Origin of the sequence: Streptomyces sp. P9-A4 (assembly GCF_036634195.1) — a bacterium.
Taxonomy (GTDB): domain Bacteria; phylum Actinomycetota; class Actinomycetes; order Streptomycetales; family Streptomycetaceae; genus Streptomyces.
Genome location: NZ_JAZIFY010000001.1, coordinates 1,700,273 through 1,715,121, shown reverse-complemented (window position 1 = coordinate 1,715,121; position 14,849 = coordinate 1,700,273). Strand labels below are relative to the sequence as shown.

General features: G+C 71.5%; 9 protein-coding genes and 1 pseudogene. 4 read left to right on the top strand and 6 right to left on the bottom strand.

The window, feature by feature from the left end; genetic code table 11:
* Positions 1–3 precede the first annotated feature (3 nt).
* From V4Y03_RS07685 to V4Y03_RS07665, 5 genes are all read right to left on the bottom strand, one after another.
* Positions 4–1,851 carry a branched-chain amino acid ABC transporter permease gene (locus tag V4Y03_RS07685; RefSeq protein ID WP_442809576.1) on the bottom strand — a complete coding sequence of 616 codons (1,848 nt, stop codon included), beginning with the start codon at positions 1,849–1,851 and terminating at the stop codon, positions 4–6.
* The gene (locus V4Y03_RS07680; RefSeq protein WP_056560876.1) at positions 1,848–2,777 is read right to left on the bottom strand and encodes a branched-chain amino acid ABC transporter permease; all 930 of its coding nucleotides are present in this window, start codon (positions 2,775–2,777) and stop codon (positions 1,848–1,850) included. The genes V4Y03_RS07685 and V4Y03_RS07680 overlap by 4 nt, the downstream gene beginning before the upstream one ends.
* 102 nt (positions 2,778–2,879) lie before the next feature.
* Complete coding sequence (locus V4Y03_RS07675; protein WP_317874355.1) at positions 2,880–4,115, bottom strand: branched-chain amino acid ABC transporter substrate-binding protein; 1,236 nt, start codon at positions 4,113–4,115, stop codon at positions 2,880–2,882.
* A gap of 526 nt (positions 4,116–4,641) precedes the next feature.
* Complete coding sequence (locus tag V4Y03_RS07670; protein WP_332434431.1) at positions 4,642–5,187, bottom strand: PaaI family thioesterase; 546 nt, start codon at positions 5,185–5,187, stop codon at positions 4,642–4,644.
* Between the two features lie 70 nt (positions 5,188–5,257).
* Positions 5,258–7,540, bottom strand: coding sequence for an FdhF/YdeP family oxidoreductase (locus V4Y03_RS07665; protein ID WP_332434430.1), 2,283 nt, complete (start codon positions 7,538–7,540; stop codon positions 5,258–5,260).
* Positions 7,541–7,661: 121 nt separating this feature from the next.
* On the opposite strand from V4Y03_RS07665, the gene polA reads away from it, so the two are divergent.
* A complete protein-coding gene (polA, locus tag V4Y03_RS07660; protein WP_443079754.1) occupies positions 7,662–10,373 on the top strand; it encodes a DNA polymerase I in 2,712 nt (903 codons plus the stop codon).
* 243 nt (positions 10,374–10,616) lie between these two features.
* Positions 10,617–11,273 (top strand): annotated as a pseudogene (locus V4Y03_RS07655) (serine hydrolase); the annotation flags it as partial.
* Positions 11,274–11,490: 217 nt separating this feature from the next.
* On the opposite strand, the gene V4Y03_RS07650 reads toward V4Y03_RS07655, so the two are convergent.
* Complete coding sequence (locus tag V4Y03_RS07650) at positions 11,491–12,426, bottom strand: DUF4184 family protein (RefSeq protein ID WP_332434428.1); 936 nt, start codon at positions 12,424–12,426, stop codon at positions 11,491–11,493.
* A 287-nt stretch (positions 12,427–12,713) separates the two neighbouring features.
* Here V4Y03_RS07650 and V4Y03_RS07645 point away from each other — a divergent pair, with 287 nt between their 5' ends.
* Together V4Y03_RS07645 and V4Y03_RS07640 are read left to right on the top strand one after the other, a co-directional pair.
* Positions 12,714–14,522 carry a lytic transglycosylase domain-containing protein gene (locus tag V4Y03_RS07645; RefSeq protein WP_332434427.1) on the top strand — a complete coding sequence of 603 codons (1,809 nt, stop codon included), beginning with the start codon at positions 12,714–12,716 and terminating at the stop codon, positions 14,520–14,522.
* A 183-nt stretch (positions 14,523–14,705) separates the two neighbouring features.
* Complete coding sequence (locus V4Y03_RS07640; RefSeq protein ID WP_332434426.1) at positions 14,706–14,846, top strand: SPW_0924 family protein; 141 nt, start codon at positions 14,706–14,708, stop codon at positions 14,844–14,846.
* Positions 14,847–14,849: the final 3 nt, after the last annotated feature.

Sequence of the window (14,849 nt, the reverse complement as noted above, 5' to 3'; positions counted from 1 at the left end):
GGTTCAGGCACCTGCCTTGGCGAGCGTGGCGGGCGTCTCGTCCTTCTCGTGGAACTCCAGCTGGTTGCGCCGGTTGGCGATCATGCCCTCCGGGCGGAAGCGCATGAGCAGGATCAGCGCGACGCCGAAGAGCAGCAGCTGGTACTCGCCCATGAACTGGAGCTTGTTCGGGATGAGGAAGAGCAGGGACGCGCCGACCAGGGGACCGCTCATGGTGCCCATGCCGCCGAGGACGACGGCCGCGAGCAGGAAGGCGGAGTTGGGCGGGATGGGACCGGCGAAGAGGTACTGCTCCGGGGTCACCGTGTAGGTGACGTGCGCCTGCACGGTGCCCGCGAGACCGGCCAGCGAGGCGCCGAGCGCGAAGGCGATGAGCTTGACCCGGAAGCCGTTGATGCCCATGGCGAGCGCGGCGGTCTCGTCCTCGCGGATCGCGACCCAGGCACGGCCGATACGGGAGTCGCCGCTGCGCCGGAAGACCAGCACGACGACCGCCATGATCAGCAGCATCAGGAAGAAGTAGTTCGCGAAGCGGCCGATGGTGAAGCCGCCGATCACGTGCTCGGCGCCGAAGTCGAACCCGAACATGCTCAGGTTCGGGATGGACGCGATGCCGTTGGAGCCGTTGGTGATGTCGGGACCGGAGGTGCCGTCGGTGTTGTTCACCGTGATCCGGAAGATCTCACCGAAACCGAGCGTGACGATCGCGAGGTAGTCGCCGCGCAGCCGCAGGGTCGGGGCGCCGATGAGGACACCGAAGACCAGGGAGGCCGCCGCACCGACCAGGATGGCCGCCCAGAAGGGGAAGTGCAGGCCGAACGGGGAGGTCGGGGCGCCCGAGACGAGGGCGGCCGCGTAGGCGCCGACGCCGAGGAAGGCGACGTAACCGAGGTCGAGGAGACCGGCGAGGCCGACGACGATGTTCAGGCCCAGGGCGACCGTGGCGAAGATCAGGATGTAGACGCCGAGCGTCGCGTACTGGTCGTCGGCCTGGGTGAAGGGGAAGAGCGCCGCGGCGGTGAACGCGCCCGCGATGGACAGGTTCTGGTGCTTGCCGGTGAGCTGCGTGGCCTGCGCGATGAGGCCCGACTTGTTGAGCGCGGCGAAGCCGAGGCCGGCCGTGATCAGGAAGCCGAGGAACAGCTCGTCGTACTCCGTGCCGACACCGTAGGTGAAGACACCGAGCGCCACGGCGAGCACGCCCGCGATGATCAGGATCTCGACGGAGGAGTGCATCGTGGGCAGCCGGCGCACCGAACCGGTGGTCGCGAAGGCGGCCTTGAAGTTGGTCCAGTCGTTGCTCGCACGGTGCTTGAACTGGTCCCAGCCGGTGTCCTCGGGGTCCACGGGCAGCGTCTTCGGCCGCTCGTAGGGGAGGGCGAGGGCGCCGAGCAGGGCGAGCAGCGTGGCGAGCGCGACGATCGCGCCGCCCGGCTCCAGGTTCACCGGGCCGCCGAGCTCGACGCTGATCGCGCCGACCGTGAACCAGGCGGTGCCGAAGGAGGCGAGCGCGGCGAGCTTGAGGGCCGCGTCACCGCCGGCGGGGGTCAGCCAGCGGGTGCCCTTGACGCCGTACGAGGAGACGGCGAAAAGGATGGTGAGCAGGCCCAGGACCAGGACCTGGAGCTGGAGGCCGCCCGGGTAGCCGGTGACCGTGAGGTCGCCCGGGAAGCGGGGCGTCCAGGTCCAGGCGAGGAAGCAGCTGGCGACGGTGAGGACGCCGCCGCCCAGGGTGAGCGCGCGGGCGATCCGGGCCGGGACGAAGCCGATGAGGCCGGTCGCGCCGACAGCCTCGGAGTCGGACGCCGCGGGCGCCGTCGGGTTCTCGGAGATGGAGGTCATGGTGCTCACGCCCTGTCCGCGACGCGCTCGCCGAGGAGGCCTTGTGGCCGGGCGAGGAGTACGACGATGAGGAGTACGAAGGCCCAGACGTCGGCCCAGGACTGGCCGCCGAGCTGATCCATACCGGGGATGTGGCTGATGTACGCCGTCGCCATGGTCTCCGCGACGCCGAGGACGACACCGCCGATCATGGCCCCGTAGATGTTGCCGATGCCGCCGAGGACGGCGGCGGTGAACGCCTTGAGTCCGAGGAGGAAGCCCATCTTGTAGTCGACGACGCCGTACTTGAGGCCGTAGGCGACGGCGCCGACCGCGGCGAACGCGGCGCCGAGGGCGAACGCGATCACGATGATCCGGTCGGTGTTGACGCCCATGAGCTTCGCGGTGTCCGGGTCCTGCGCCGTGGCCTGCATGCCGCGGCCGACGCGGGTGCGCATCACGAAGAAGGCGAGGACGGCCATGCAGATGGGGGCGGCGATCAGGAGGAAGACGTCGCCGGTCTGGATGGTGACCGGGCCGAGTTCGATCGGACCGCCGGGGATCTGCGGGAAGGTCCGGGCGGACTTGGCCTCCGGGTAGAAGGTCCAGACGGCCTGCTGGAGGGCGAGCGAGAGACCGATCGCGGTGATGAGCGGGGCGAGGCGGGGGCCACCGCGCAACGGGCGGTAGGCCAGGCGCTCGGCCCCGACGGCTATCGTCGTCGCGACGAGCACGGCACCGATGATCATGAGGGGCAGCGCGACCCACATCGTGGTGCCGCCGGGCAGGATGAGCCAGACCGTGAGCGCCCCGAAGCCGCCGGTCATGAAGATCTCGCCATGGGCGAAGTTGATGAGCTGGACGATGCCGTAGACCATCGTGTAGCCGACGGCGACCAGCCCGTACATGGATCCCAGTAGCAGGCCGTTGACCAGCTGCTGCGGCAGTTCGTTCACCGCATTGTCCTCCGAGACTTTCGACGGATGTGACACCGCGCGGGGCGCCTGGTGCGGCCCCCCGCGCGATGAAGGTGGTGCTGAGAGTGGGACTGCTGAGGATCAGCCGCCGAAGGTGCCGGACTCGACCGGCTTGTACGCGCCGCCCGTGACCTTGTAGACGGTCAGCTGCTTGTTGGTGGTGTCACCGAACTCGTCGAAGGAGACCTTGCCGGTCACACCCTCGAAGGAGACGCCCTGCATGGCCTCGACGACCTTGGCACGCTCCGGGACCTTGCCGCCGTTGCCCTCGGTGGCCTTCTTGACGGCCTCGATGACCGCCCAGGTCGAGTCGTAGGCGTAGCCGCCGTAGGCCTCGTAGGCCTCCTTGTAGCCCTTGGCCTTGTAGTTGGCCAGGAACTCCTTGGCGGACGGCAGGGACTCGATCGGCGAACCGACGGAGGTGGCGATGTCGCCCTCGGCCGCCGCGGCGCCCGCCAGCTTCACGTACTCGGGGCTGTAGATCGCGTCGCCGCCGACGACGGTGACCTTCGCGCCGGCCTCCTTGATCTGCTTGGCCAGCGGGCCGGCGGCCGGGTACTCGCCACCGTAGTAGACGACGTCGGCGCCGGAGCTCTTCACCTTGGTCGCGACCGCGGAGAAGTCCTTGGTGTCCGGGTTGATGTGCTCGGTGCCGAGGACCTTGCCGCCGAGCTTCTCGAACTCGCCCTTGAAGGTGCCCGCGAGGCCGGCGCCGTAGGTCTTCTTGTCGTCGATGATGAAGGCCTTGGTCTTCTTGGCCTTGTTGAAGACGTACTGCGCGGCGAACGGGCCCTGGATGGCGTCCGTGGTCGCGGTACGGAAGTACGACTTGTAGCCGCGCTTCTTGTCACCGGTGGACCAGTTGGGGCCCTGGCTCAGGGACGGGTTGGTGTTGGCCGGGGAGACCTGCACCAGCTTGGCGTCGTCGAAGACCTTCTGCATCGACTCGGACACCGAGGAGTTCAGCGGGCCCACGACGCCGAGGACGCCCTTGTCGGCGACGAACTTCGTGGCGTTCTGCTGGCCGGCGGAGGGCTGCGCCTGGTCGTCCAGGGTCTCCAGCTTGAAGGTCACGCCCTTGACGTAGGCCTTCTCGTTGGCCGTCTTGACCGCGAGGTCGGCCGAGTTCTTGATGCCGAGGCCGAGGGCGGACAGCTCACCCGTGAGGGGCGCGTCGAGACCGATGGTCACGGTGACATTGCCGCCGTCACCGTTCTCGGCCGCGCCACCCTTGTCGTCGCGAGAACCACAGGCGGTGAGCGTGAGCGCTCCCGCGGTGACCGCGGTGGTGAGTATGAGCAACGAACGGTTTCGCACGAAGGGTCCTTTCCCTGGCGCGGCCCCCTCGGAAGAGGCGGTGCCGTGAAGCTGCGGAGCGAGGGGTGCCGTTTTGGAACGCCGGGCCGTACTGGGTTTGGTACAGGGCCGTGCAGTAGAACGCGCCCGGCGGCGCGGTGACTGGCGGTGACTCTAAGCGCAGGTGGGGAGGGTCGGGGAGCGGCGAGGTCAGGATGTGACTGTCTTGTTATGCCGAGGGGGGAAGAGTGTGCGCGGCGCCTGGGAATACCGGGGCATAGGGGTCGCTAACGCGGTGTTCACATACTGAGAACGCCCAGTTCCGCTAAGGGGCTTGAGCGATTCTTGGTACTGACGGTCCGCTCAGCGGACTCTCCGGATATCGGACAACGGCAGAAACCTGAGCGGACGAACCGGCCCTTCCGCTTCGGGTCGGGGCGGATCGTGTGTATGTGACACAGGGTGACGGGCGGGCGGGCGGGGGCGGGCGGGAACGCCGAAGGGGGCGGCACCCGTAGGTGCCGCCCCCTTCGTGGTCCGCCGCTGGTCAGGCGCCCGGAGTCACCGCCGCACCCGCGCCGGAGCCCGGCTCCCCGCCCGAGGCGGGGCCGCCGCCGGTCAGCATCGCGGCGTCCTTCGCGGTGACCTCGCGCAGCAGACAGGTCAGCCGCGCCGAGCAGACCCGGTTGCCCTGCTCGTCACTGATCACGATCTCGTACGTGGCCGTCGTCCGGCCGCGGTGCACCGGGGTCGCCACACCGGTCACCAGCCCGCTGCGCACCCCGCGGTGATGGGTGCAGTTCAGGTCGACGCCCACGGCGATCCGGGAGGACCCGCCGTGCAGCATCGAGCCGACGGAGCCCAGCGTCTCGGCGAGCACCGCCGACGCGCCGCCGTGCAGCAGACCGTACGGCTGGGTGTTCCCCTCCACCGGCATCGTGCCGACCACCCGCTCGGCGGACGCCTCCACGATCTGGACACCCATCCGGTTCCCCAGGTGCCCGGCGGAGAAGAGCGCCGGGAGGTCGACGCCCAGCGCCGCGTACTCGTCGATGACCTCCTGCGGGAACGTCACGTGCTGCTGCTCACCCATGGGCCGGCTCCGTTCGTCTTCGTACGGCGACTGCTCTTCGTACGGCTGCTGATACCGCCTGAGCAAACGCTTAGGCGGAAGGGGATTGTTCCAGACGGACGACCACGGACTTGCTCGCGGGGGTGTTGCTGACGTCCGCCGTCGACTCCAGCGGCACCAGGACGTTCGTCTCCGGGTAGTAGGCCGCCGCGCACCCCCGTGACGTCGGGTAGTGCACCACCCGGAAACCGGGCGCCCGCCGCTCGCTGCCGTCCGTCCACTCGCTCACCAGATCCGCGTACGCGCCGTCGGCGAAGCCCAGCGCCACCGCGTCCTCCGGATGGACCAGCACCACCCGGCGGCCCCCCTTGATGCCCCGGTAGCGGTCGTCCAGACCGTAGATCGTGGTGTTGTACTGATCGTGCGAGCGCAGCGTCTGGAGCAGCAGCCGCCCCTCCGGCACCCGCGGGTACTCCACGGGCGCCGCCGTGAAGTTGGCCTTGCCCGTCTTCGTCGGGAAACGGCGCTCGTCACGCGGCCCGTGCGGCAGCGCGAAGCCGCCGGGGCTGGCCGCGAGCCGTGCGTTGAAGTCCTCGAAACCGGGCACCACGCGCGCGATGCGGTCCCTGATCGTCGCGTAGTCGGCCTCGAACTCCTCCCAGGGCGTGGCCGATCCGGCGCCGAGGACGGCGCGCGCGAGCCGCGCCACGATCGCCGGCTCCGAGAGCAGACGCGGGCCCGCCGGCGGCAGATTGCCGCGCGAGGCGTGCACCAGGCTCATCGAGTCCTCGACCGTCACGAACTGCTTGCCGCTCTTCTGCACGTCCTTGTCGGTGCGCCCGAGCGTGGGCAGGATCAGCGCCCGCGTGCCCGTGACCGCGTGCGAGCGGTTCAGCTTCGTCGACACGTGCACGGTCAGCCGCGCGTTCCGCATCGCGGCCTCGGTGACCTCGGTGTCCGGGGTCGCGCCGACGAAGTTCCCGCCCATCGCGAAGAACACCTTCGCCTCGCCGTCGCGCAGCGCCTGGATCGACCGCACCACGTCGAAGCCGTGGTGGCGCGGCGAGACGATCCCGAACTCCTTGTCCAGCGCGTCCAGGAAGGCGGGCGCGGGCCGCTCGAAGATCCCCATCGTGCGGTCGCCCTGCACGTTCGAATGGCCGCGCACCGGGCACACCCCGGCGCCCGGCCGGCCGATGTTCCCGCGCAGCAGCAGGAAGTTGACCACCTCGCGGATGGTCGGCACGGAGTGCTTGTGCTGGGTGAGCCCCATCGCCCAGCAGACCACCGTCCGCTCCGAGGCGAGCACCAGCTCGAGGGCGCGCTCGATCTCGGCGCGCGTCAGGCCGGTCGCGGCGAGCGTCTCGTCCCAGTCCGCCGCCTTCGCCGCCGCGGCGAACTCCTCGTACCCATGGGTGTGTTCGCGTACGAACGCCTCGTCGACCGCCCCGGCCGTCTCCAGGACCAGCTTGTTGAGCAGCCGGAAGAGGGCCTGGTCGCCGCCGATCCTGATCTGGAGGAAGAGATCGGTGAGCGCGGCGCCCTTGAGCATGCCCTGCGGGGTCTGCGGGTTCTTGAAGCGTTCGAGCCCCGCCTCCGGCAGCGGGTTCACCGAGATGATCCGCGCGCCCGCCGACTTCGCCTTCTCCAGGGCGGAGAGCATCCGGGGATGGTTCGTCCCCGGGTTCTGCCCGGCCACGATGATCAGGTCCGCCCGGTGCAGGTCCTCCAGGGAGACACTGCCCTTTCCTATGCCGATGGTCTCCGTCAGCGCCGAGCCCGAGGACTCGTGGCACATGTTGGAGCAGTCCGGCAGGTTGTTCGTACCGAACTCGCGGGCGAAGAGCTGGAGCAGGAACGCGGCCTCGTTGCTCGTACGCCCCGAGGTGTAGAAGAGCGCCTCGTCGGGGGAGCCGAGCGCCCGGAGCTCCTCCGCGAGGATCGCGAAGGCCCGCTCCCAGGTCACCGGCTCGTACCGGTCGCCGCCCTCGGGCAGCAGCATCGGCTCCGTGATCCGGCCCTGCTGGCCCAGCCAGTACCCGCTGCGGGTCGCCAGGTCCGCCACCGGGTGCGCGGCGAAGAACTCCGGGGTCACCCGGCGCAGCGTCGCCTCCTCGGCGACCGCCTTCGCGCCGTTCTCGCAGAACTCCGCCACATGCCGTTTGTCGCCCTCCGGCCAGGCGCAGCCGGGACAGTCGAAACCGTCCTTCTGATTGACCTTGAGCAGGGTCCGGGCGGTGCGCAGCGTGCCCATCTGCTCCTGCGCGATCCGCAGCGTGTGACCGACCGCGGGCAGGCCGGCGGCGGCGTGCTGCGGCGGCGTGACCTGCGGTGCGTCCTGGACCGGGTCGCCGACCGGCGGCTTGCTGACCATCGCGCTCTCCCTTGAGCGGTAATCCTGTGTCGTACGTCTCCGATCCTGTCACGCGGCACCGACAGCCCGGGACCCCACCGGTGTGGACGGGATTGTCAGCGGTCCGTGGCAGGATCGTCGTGTGGCCGAGACAGCATCGAAGAACCCCGCAGACACCCGCCCCCGCCTGCTCCTCATGGACGGGCACTCGCTCGCGTACCGGGCGTTCTACGCGCTGCCCGCGGAGAACTTCACCACCGCGACCGGACAGCCGACGAACGCGATCTACGGGTTCGCCTCGATGCTGGCGAACACGCTCCGCGACGAGGCCCCCACGCACTTCGCGGTCGCCTTCGACGTGTCCCGCAAGACCTGGCGGTCCGAGGAGTTCCCGGAGTACAAGGCGAACCGCTCCAAGACCCCCGACGAGTTCAAGGGACAGGTCGAGCTGATCGGCGAGCTGCTCGACGCGATGCACGCGCCGCGCTTCGCCGTCGACGGCTTCGAGGCGGACGACGTCATCGCGACCCTCGTCACCCAGGCGGAGGCCGAGGGCTTCGACGTCCTCATCGTCACCGGCGACCGGGACTCCTTCCAGCTGGTCTCCGACCGCACGACCGTGCTCTACCCCACCAAGGGCGTCTCCGAGCTGACCCGCTTCACCCCGGAGAAGGTCCAGGAGAAGTACGGCCTCACGCCCTCGCAGTACCCCGACTTCGCGGCCCTGCGCGGCGACCCGTCCGACAACCTCCCCGGCATCCCGGGCGTCGGCGAGAAGACCGCCGCCAAGTGGATCAACCAGTTCGGTTCCTTCGCCGAGCTCGTCGAGCGCGCCGAGGAGGTCAAGGGCAAGGCCGGACAGAACTTCCGCGACCACCTGGAAGCGGTCAAGCTCAACCGCCGGCTCACCGAGATGTCCAAGGACGTCGAGCTGCCGAAGACGGTCACCGACCTCGCCCGCGAGCCGTACGACCGCGGGGCCGTCGCCCTCGTCCTCGACACCCTGGAGATCCGCAACCCCTCGCTGCGCGAGCGGCTCCTCGCCGTCGACCCGGGCGCCGCCGAGGAGGCCGCCCCGGCCCCCGCCGCCGGGGTCGAGATCGACGGCACCGTCCTCGGCGCCGGCGAGCTGGCCCCCTGGCTCGCCGAGCACGGCACCGAGCCCCTCGGCGTCGCCACCGTCGACAGCTGGGCCCTCGGCACGGGGAACGTGAGCGAGATCGCCCTCGCCGCCGCCGGCGGCGCCGCCGCCTGGTTCGAGCCCAGCTCGCTCGACGAGGCCGACGAGCGCGCCTGGGCCGAGTGGATCTCCGACGCCGGCCGCGCCAAGGTCCTGCACAACGCCAAGGGCGCCATGCGGGTCTTCCCCGAGCACGGCTGGAGCGTCGCGGGCGTCACCATGGACACCGCGCTCGCCGCCTACCTCGTCAAGCCCGGCCGCCGCTCCTTCGCCCTCGACGCGCTCTCCGTCGAGTACCTCGGCCGTGAGCTGGCCCCGGCCGCCGCCGCCGACGGACAGCTCGCCTTCGGCGCCGACGACACCGCCGAGGCCGAGGCGCTCATGACCCAGGCGAGGGCCGTCCTCGACCTGGCCGGCGCCTTCGAGGAGCGGCTCGGCGAGGTCGGCGCCCGCGAGCTGCTCCACGAGGTCGAGCTGCCCACCTCCGCCCTCCTCGCCCGCCTGGAGCGGCACGGCATCGCCGCCGACCGCGACCATCTGGAGGCGATGGAGCAGCAGTTCGCCGGGGCCGTGCAGCAGGCCGTGAAGGAGGCGCACGCCTCCGTCGGCCACGAGTTCAACCTCGGCTCGCCCAAGCAGCTCCAGGAGGTCTTCTTCGGCGAGCTGAACCTGCCGAAGACCAAGAAGACCAAGACCGGGTACACGACGGACGCCGACGCGCTCGCCTGGCTGGCCGGCCAGACCGAGCACGACCTGCCGGTGATCATGCTCCGCCACCGCGAGCAGGCGCGACTGCGCTCGACGGTCGAGGGCCTGATCAAGACCGTCGCCGCCGACGGCCGGATCCACACCACCTTCAGCCAGACCGTCGCCGCCACCGGCCGTCTCTCCTCCACCGACCCCAACCTGCAGAACGTGCCGGTGCGGACGGACGAGGGACGCGCCATCCGGCACGGCTTCGTCGTCGGCGAGGGCTTCGAGGCCCTCATGACCGCCGACTACAGCCAGATCGAGCTGCGCGTCATGGCCCACCTCTCCGAGGACGAGGGGCTCATCGAGGCCTTCACCTCCGGCGAGGACCTGCACACCACCGTCGCCTCCCAGGTCTTCGGCGTCGAGCGGTCCGCCGTCGACGCCGAGATGCGCCGCAAGATCAAGGCCATGTCGTACGGCCTGGCCTACGGCCTCTCCGCCTTCGGCCTCTCGCAGCAGCTGAACATCGACCCGGGCGAGGCCCGCGGCCTGATGGACACCTACTTCGAGCGCTTCGGAGGGGTACGGGACTACCTGCGCCGCGTCGTCGACGAGGCCCGCGCCACCGGGTACACCGAGACGATGCTCGGCCGCCGCCGCTACCTCCCCGACCTCAACAGCGACAACCGGCAGCGCCGCGAGGCGGCCGAGCGGATGGCGCTCAACGCCCCGATCCAGGGCACGGCCGCCGATATCGTCAAGGTCGCCATGCTCAAGGTCGACCGGGCGCTGACCGAGGCGGGCCTCTCCTCCCGGATGCTCCTCCAGGTCCACGACGAAATCGTGCTCGAACTCGCCCCCGGCGAGCGCGAGCGGGTCGAGGCCCTGCTCCGCGAACAGATGTCGGCCGCGGCCGACCTGCGCGCCCCGCTGGACGTCTCGGTAGGCGTGGGCCCGAACTGGGACTCGGCGGCGCACTGACACGACATCGCCCACCACGTTGTGGGCATTCGTCCCGCCCCGCCGTGTGGGCAGTCGTCCCGCTGGGGCGGGACGGGTGGGCACACGGGACGTCGCCCTCCGCCGGGCCGAGGCTCCGATGCCTGAACCCGCACCGAACGAGCTGGTGGTGCGGGTCAGGACACAGGGGGCGCCCCGCCGCCTGTGCGCCAGTCGGACCAGTCGGAAGGCAGCCCACCACCCCCGCTCCCGAAACTGGGGAGCATGATCCCGCGCCGCCGCCCCCACCTCCCCACCTGGGCCTTGCTCGGCGCCCTCCTCGGCGCGTCCGCCACCGCCTGGTCCTGGCCCGCGGCGGCACACCCCGCCCCCGCCCTGTGCACCTCGGCCCGCGAACCCGCCCTCGCCGCCCGGCTCTCCCAGGACATCGAGGCCGCCCTCAAGGGCCGCGACGGCACGGTCTCCGTCGCCGTCCACGACCCCGGACGCCGACTGCGCTGCCGGCTCGGCGACACCCTGGCCTACGACTCCGCCAGCATCGCCAAGGTGCTCATCCTGCAGGCCGTCCTCGGTCGCGCCGAGGAACTGGGCCGGGCGCCCACGGCCCTGGAGTCCCGGCGGATGAAGGCGATGATCACCCGCTCCGACAACACCGCCGCCTCCGAACTGTGGGAGGGGCTCTCCCGCGCCCGGCTGAACAGGGTGCTGCGCGAGGCCGGCGCCCAGGACACCGTCCTCGGCCACGACCGCTACTGGGGGCTCACCCGCACCACCGCCCGCGACCAACTGGCCCTGCTCGCCGCCGTCTCCCGCCGCGCCGTGGCGATGGACCTGATGGGCCAGGTCGTCCGCGGCCAGGCCTGGGGCGTCTCCGCGGGAGCCTCCCGCCCGGTCAAGGTCCACCTCAAGAACGGCTGGCTGTCCCGCGGCACCCACGCCTGGCGCGTCCACAGCATCGGCATCGCGCGCCCGGCCGCCCCCGCCCCGGGCGGTGCGACCGACTACCGGATCGCCCTCCTCAGCCACGACAACCCCACCATGCGGTACGGCGTACGGACCCTGGAGGGGATCGCCCTCGTCGTACACCGCGCCCTCTCCGGCGGCGCCGAGGCCCGGGACTTCACCCCGCCGGAGAAGATCAGCGAGACCCCTGACGGGAGCGCTCCGCACGAGGCGCCGGGCCCGCGCCCTCCGGAACGCGCCGACCCGACGCAGCAGCTTCCTCCGACAGAGCGGCTTCCCCCGACGGAACAGGGGTGGCCCGGCCCGGCCGGGCGGACAGCCGTACCCACGTCCCGTACAGCACGAGCCCGACGGCGAGCCCCGCGCCGGCCCCGAAGCAGGCCGTCGGAATGACGTCCAGGGGCGTCTCGATCCGGTCCCAGCCCCAGTACGCGGCCCAGCGCAGCACCCGGTGCGCGATCCCGGCGAGGACGCAGCCGCCGATCAGCCCGACGGCCAGGAGCCGCCCCCGCCGGTCCGGGACCGGCACCCCGGCGGGCAGCTCAGGGCCGGGAGCGGCGGAGCGCAGCGCCCGCGCGAGGAACCACCCGAGGAATCCCAGGGCCAGCGCCGAACTCCCGTACTGCGTGTAGAGGTAGACCGGGAACCCGGCGACGACGTCGCCGAGCACCGGGATCGCCCGCGTGCCCCAGCGGTCGATATGGGTGAAGGAGTCCCACACGACGTGCGTGGTCGCGCCGAGCGCCGCGGAGAGGACGAACCACCCGGCGAGCACGGCGGGGTGCCGGTCACGCCAGGGCAGGCCCCGGACCAGCCCGTACACCCGCCCGTGCCATCCGGCGGGCAGCAGCGCCACGAGCGGCTCGCGCACGGTCAGCCACAGGCCCACGAGCAGGGCTGTGATCAGCACGTCGGCGGTGACGATGCCGACGGGGGAGTGGGTGACGTCCCCGAAGGTCATCGCTCCGGGGAAGGCCGTGGCGGCGAAGTAGGTCATGTCGGGCGCGAAGGAGCCCGCGACCAGCGCGGACGCCACCAGCGGCCCGCGCGCGGTCCCGTTCCGGCGCAGTCCGGGCAGCACGGCAGCGGCATGACTCAGCGTGAACGGCAACGGGACTTCCCCCAGGCTCCGGCGGTGACGGCCGAGGCACCTCGTCGGCCGCAGAGGAAGAGGCTCCGGACCCACCCCCCCGGTTCCCGTACGCCTTCGGTGCCGTACGCCTTCGGTCCCGCCCGCGCCCGTTCCCGTAGGCGCCCGGTCCGGAAGCGGCCGAGAGGTGACGAAAGCGTGAAACAGGGTCAGGCGCCGGTGCCCGGTGGGCCGGAGTTGGCATAGGGTCGCCAGGGGTCGCACGCGGGGAGCGTGGGGCCGGAGTCGAGGGGGAAGGGACCACGGACATGTCAGCGACGCACTTGGGCCGCAGGCTGCGCAGGGGAGCCACCAGCGGTGCGGTGGTGGCCGCGGCGGTCGCCGCGCTCGCCGCCTCGCAGGCTCCGGAGACGGTCTCTCCGCCCACGGACAACGCCGGAGGCGACCGTTCCGTCGGCGCCGGGGACACCGCGACGCCGCCCGGTGACGGTTCCGCCACCGGTGACTCGCCGTACTACACGGACCTGCCGCCGCTGAACACCCCGAACAAGCCCGGGGCGATGCCCGCCCTTCCGCCGGTCTTCACCGGGCCCGCCGAAGCCGGCATACCCGCGTCCGTGTTCTCCGCCTACCAGCGCGCCGAGCAGTCGATCCGCTCCACCGACCCCGGCTGCAACCTGCCCTGGCAACTGCTCGCCGGCATCGGCAAGGTCGAGTCCGGCCAGGCGCGCGGCGGCCGGGTCGACGCCAACGGCACGACGCTCTCGCCGATCCTCGGCCCCATCCTCGACGGTGTCGGATTCGCCAACATCTCCGACACCGACGGCGGCGCCTACGACGGCGACAAGACCCACGACCGCGCCGTCGGCCCGATGCAGTTCATCCCGTCCACCTGGGCCACCTGGGGCCAGGACGCGAACAGCGACGGGAAGAAGGACCCGAACAACATCTACGACGCCGCCCAGGCCGCCGGTCTCTACCTCTGCGCCAACGACCGCAACCTGGCTCTCAAGGCCGACCTCGACCGGGCGATCCTCAGCTACAACCGCTCGACGGAGTACCTGAACACGGTCCTGTCCTGGTTCACGTACTACCAGCGCGGCACCCACCAGGTCCCGGACGGCACGGGCGTGCTCCCGGTCGACCGCAGCGACGGCCGGGGCCAGGGCAACCGCCCCGCCCCCACCTCGCCGCCGCCGCGGATCCCGGCGACCCCCTCGCCGAAGCCGAAGCCGAAGCCGGGCACCCCGGGCGACGCCACCGCGCCGCCGACCAAGCCGCCGACCTCCGTCAAGCCCCCGGTCACCAAGCCGACGAAGCCGCCGACCGTCCCGCCCGCCGCCAAGGTCACCCGGCTCTCGCCCGTCGCGACGGGCCCGTTGACCGCGACCACCGGGAGCGCTTTCAGCAAGGCCCCCGCGGTCGCCGCGCTCGACGGCGTCGGCGCCCCGGTCAGCGGGGTCGACATCCGCTTCGAGATCACCGGGACCACCGACTCCCGCTTCCCCGGCGGCTCGACCACCGCGACCGTCACCACGGGCTCCACCGGCATCGCGACGGCCCCGCTGCCGAAGGCCGGCGAGAAGACCGGGTCGTTCACGATCAAGGCCACCGTCGTGGGCCGCACCCTGGGCGCGACCGAGTTCACCGCGACCGTCACCGAGCGCCGGGCGGACACCCTCGCCCGGGTCGGGGGTGACCCCCTCTCGGCCACCACCGGCACCGCCTACGCCCAGCGGGTGCAGGTCAAGGCCACCGACGGAGGCGCGCTCGCCCCCGGAGTCCTCGTCACCGCCGTGGTCGTCGCCTCGGCGGCGGACACCCAGGAGAGCGCCGAGGGCCCGTACTTCAAGGACGCGGCGGGCACGTCCCTGCGCACCCTCACCCTCACGACCGACGAGAACGGTCTGATCTCCCTCCCCGAGCTCTTCGCGGGCGACAAGGCCGGCGAGTACGTGCTGCGCCTCACCGCGCCTGGCGGAGGCAGCGCGGAGATCAAGCTGACGGTCACGGCACCGGCCACGCCGACCCCGGATCCGTCCCCGTCCGGCAGCGGCTCGCCCGAGGCCACCCCCTCCGCCTCCCCTTCCTCCCCCTCCTCCTCGCCCTCGGCCTGACCCCAGGCCCTCGGCCGGACACCACCCGCGCTCAGCGCCGCCTCCCCGCGCCGCTTCTCCGCCCATCGGGCGGAGGGGCGGCGCTCCGCGTTCCCCGGGTACAACGTGTTCTCATCTCGCGGTCGCGTTGCTACGGTGCCCCCGCCCTGACGACTCATCAGATCGCATACCGGGAGGCCGACCATGCGTGCCCTCGTCGCCGCCGCCATCGGACTCGCACCAGTCCTCCTCTTAGTTCTGCTCATCTCGGTGGTCGATCTGCCGCCCGACGGCCCCACCTCGCCCAAGCCCCTGCTGACCGCCGATCCCGGCCCCAAGAAGTAAAGG

Excerpts from the sequence above, each read along its gene's own strand:
- V4Y03_RS07640 (WP_332434426.1), top strand. The coding sequence starts at position 14,706 with ATGCGTGCCCTCGTCGCCGCCGCCATCGGACTCGCACCAGTCCTCCTC.
- V4Y03_RS07645 (WP_332434427.1), top strand. The coding sequence starts at position 12,714 with ATGTCAGCGACGCACTTGGGCCGCAGGCTGCGCAGGGGAGCCACCAGC.
- V4Y03_RS07665 (WP_332434430.1), bottom strand. The coding sequence starts at position 7,540 with ATGGTCAGCAAGCCGCCGGTCGGCGACCCGGTCCAGGACGCACCGCAG.
- V4Y03_RS07670 (WP_332434431.1), bottom strand. The coding sequence starts at position 5,187 with ATGGGTGAGCAGCAGCACGTGACGTTCCCGCAGGAGGTCATCGACGAG.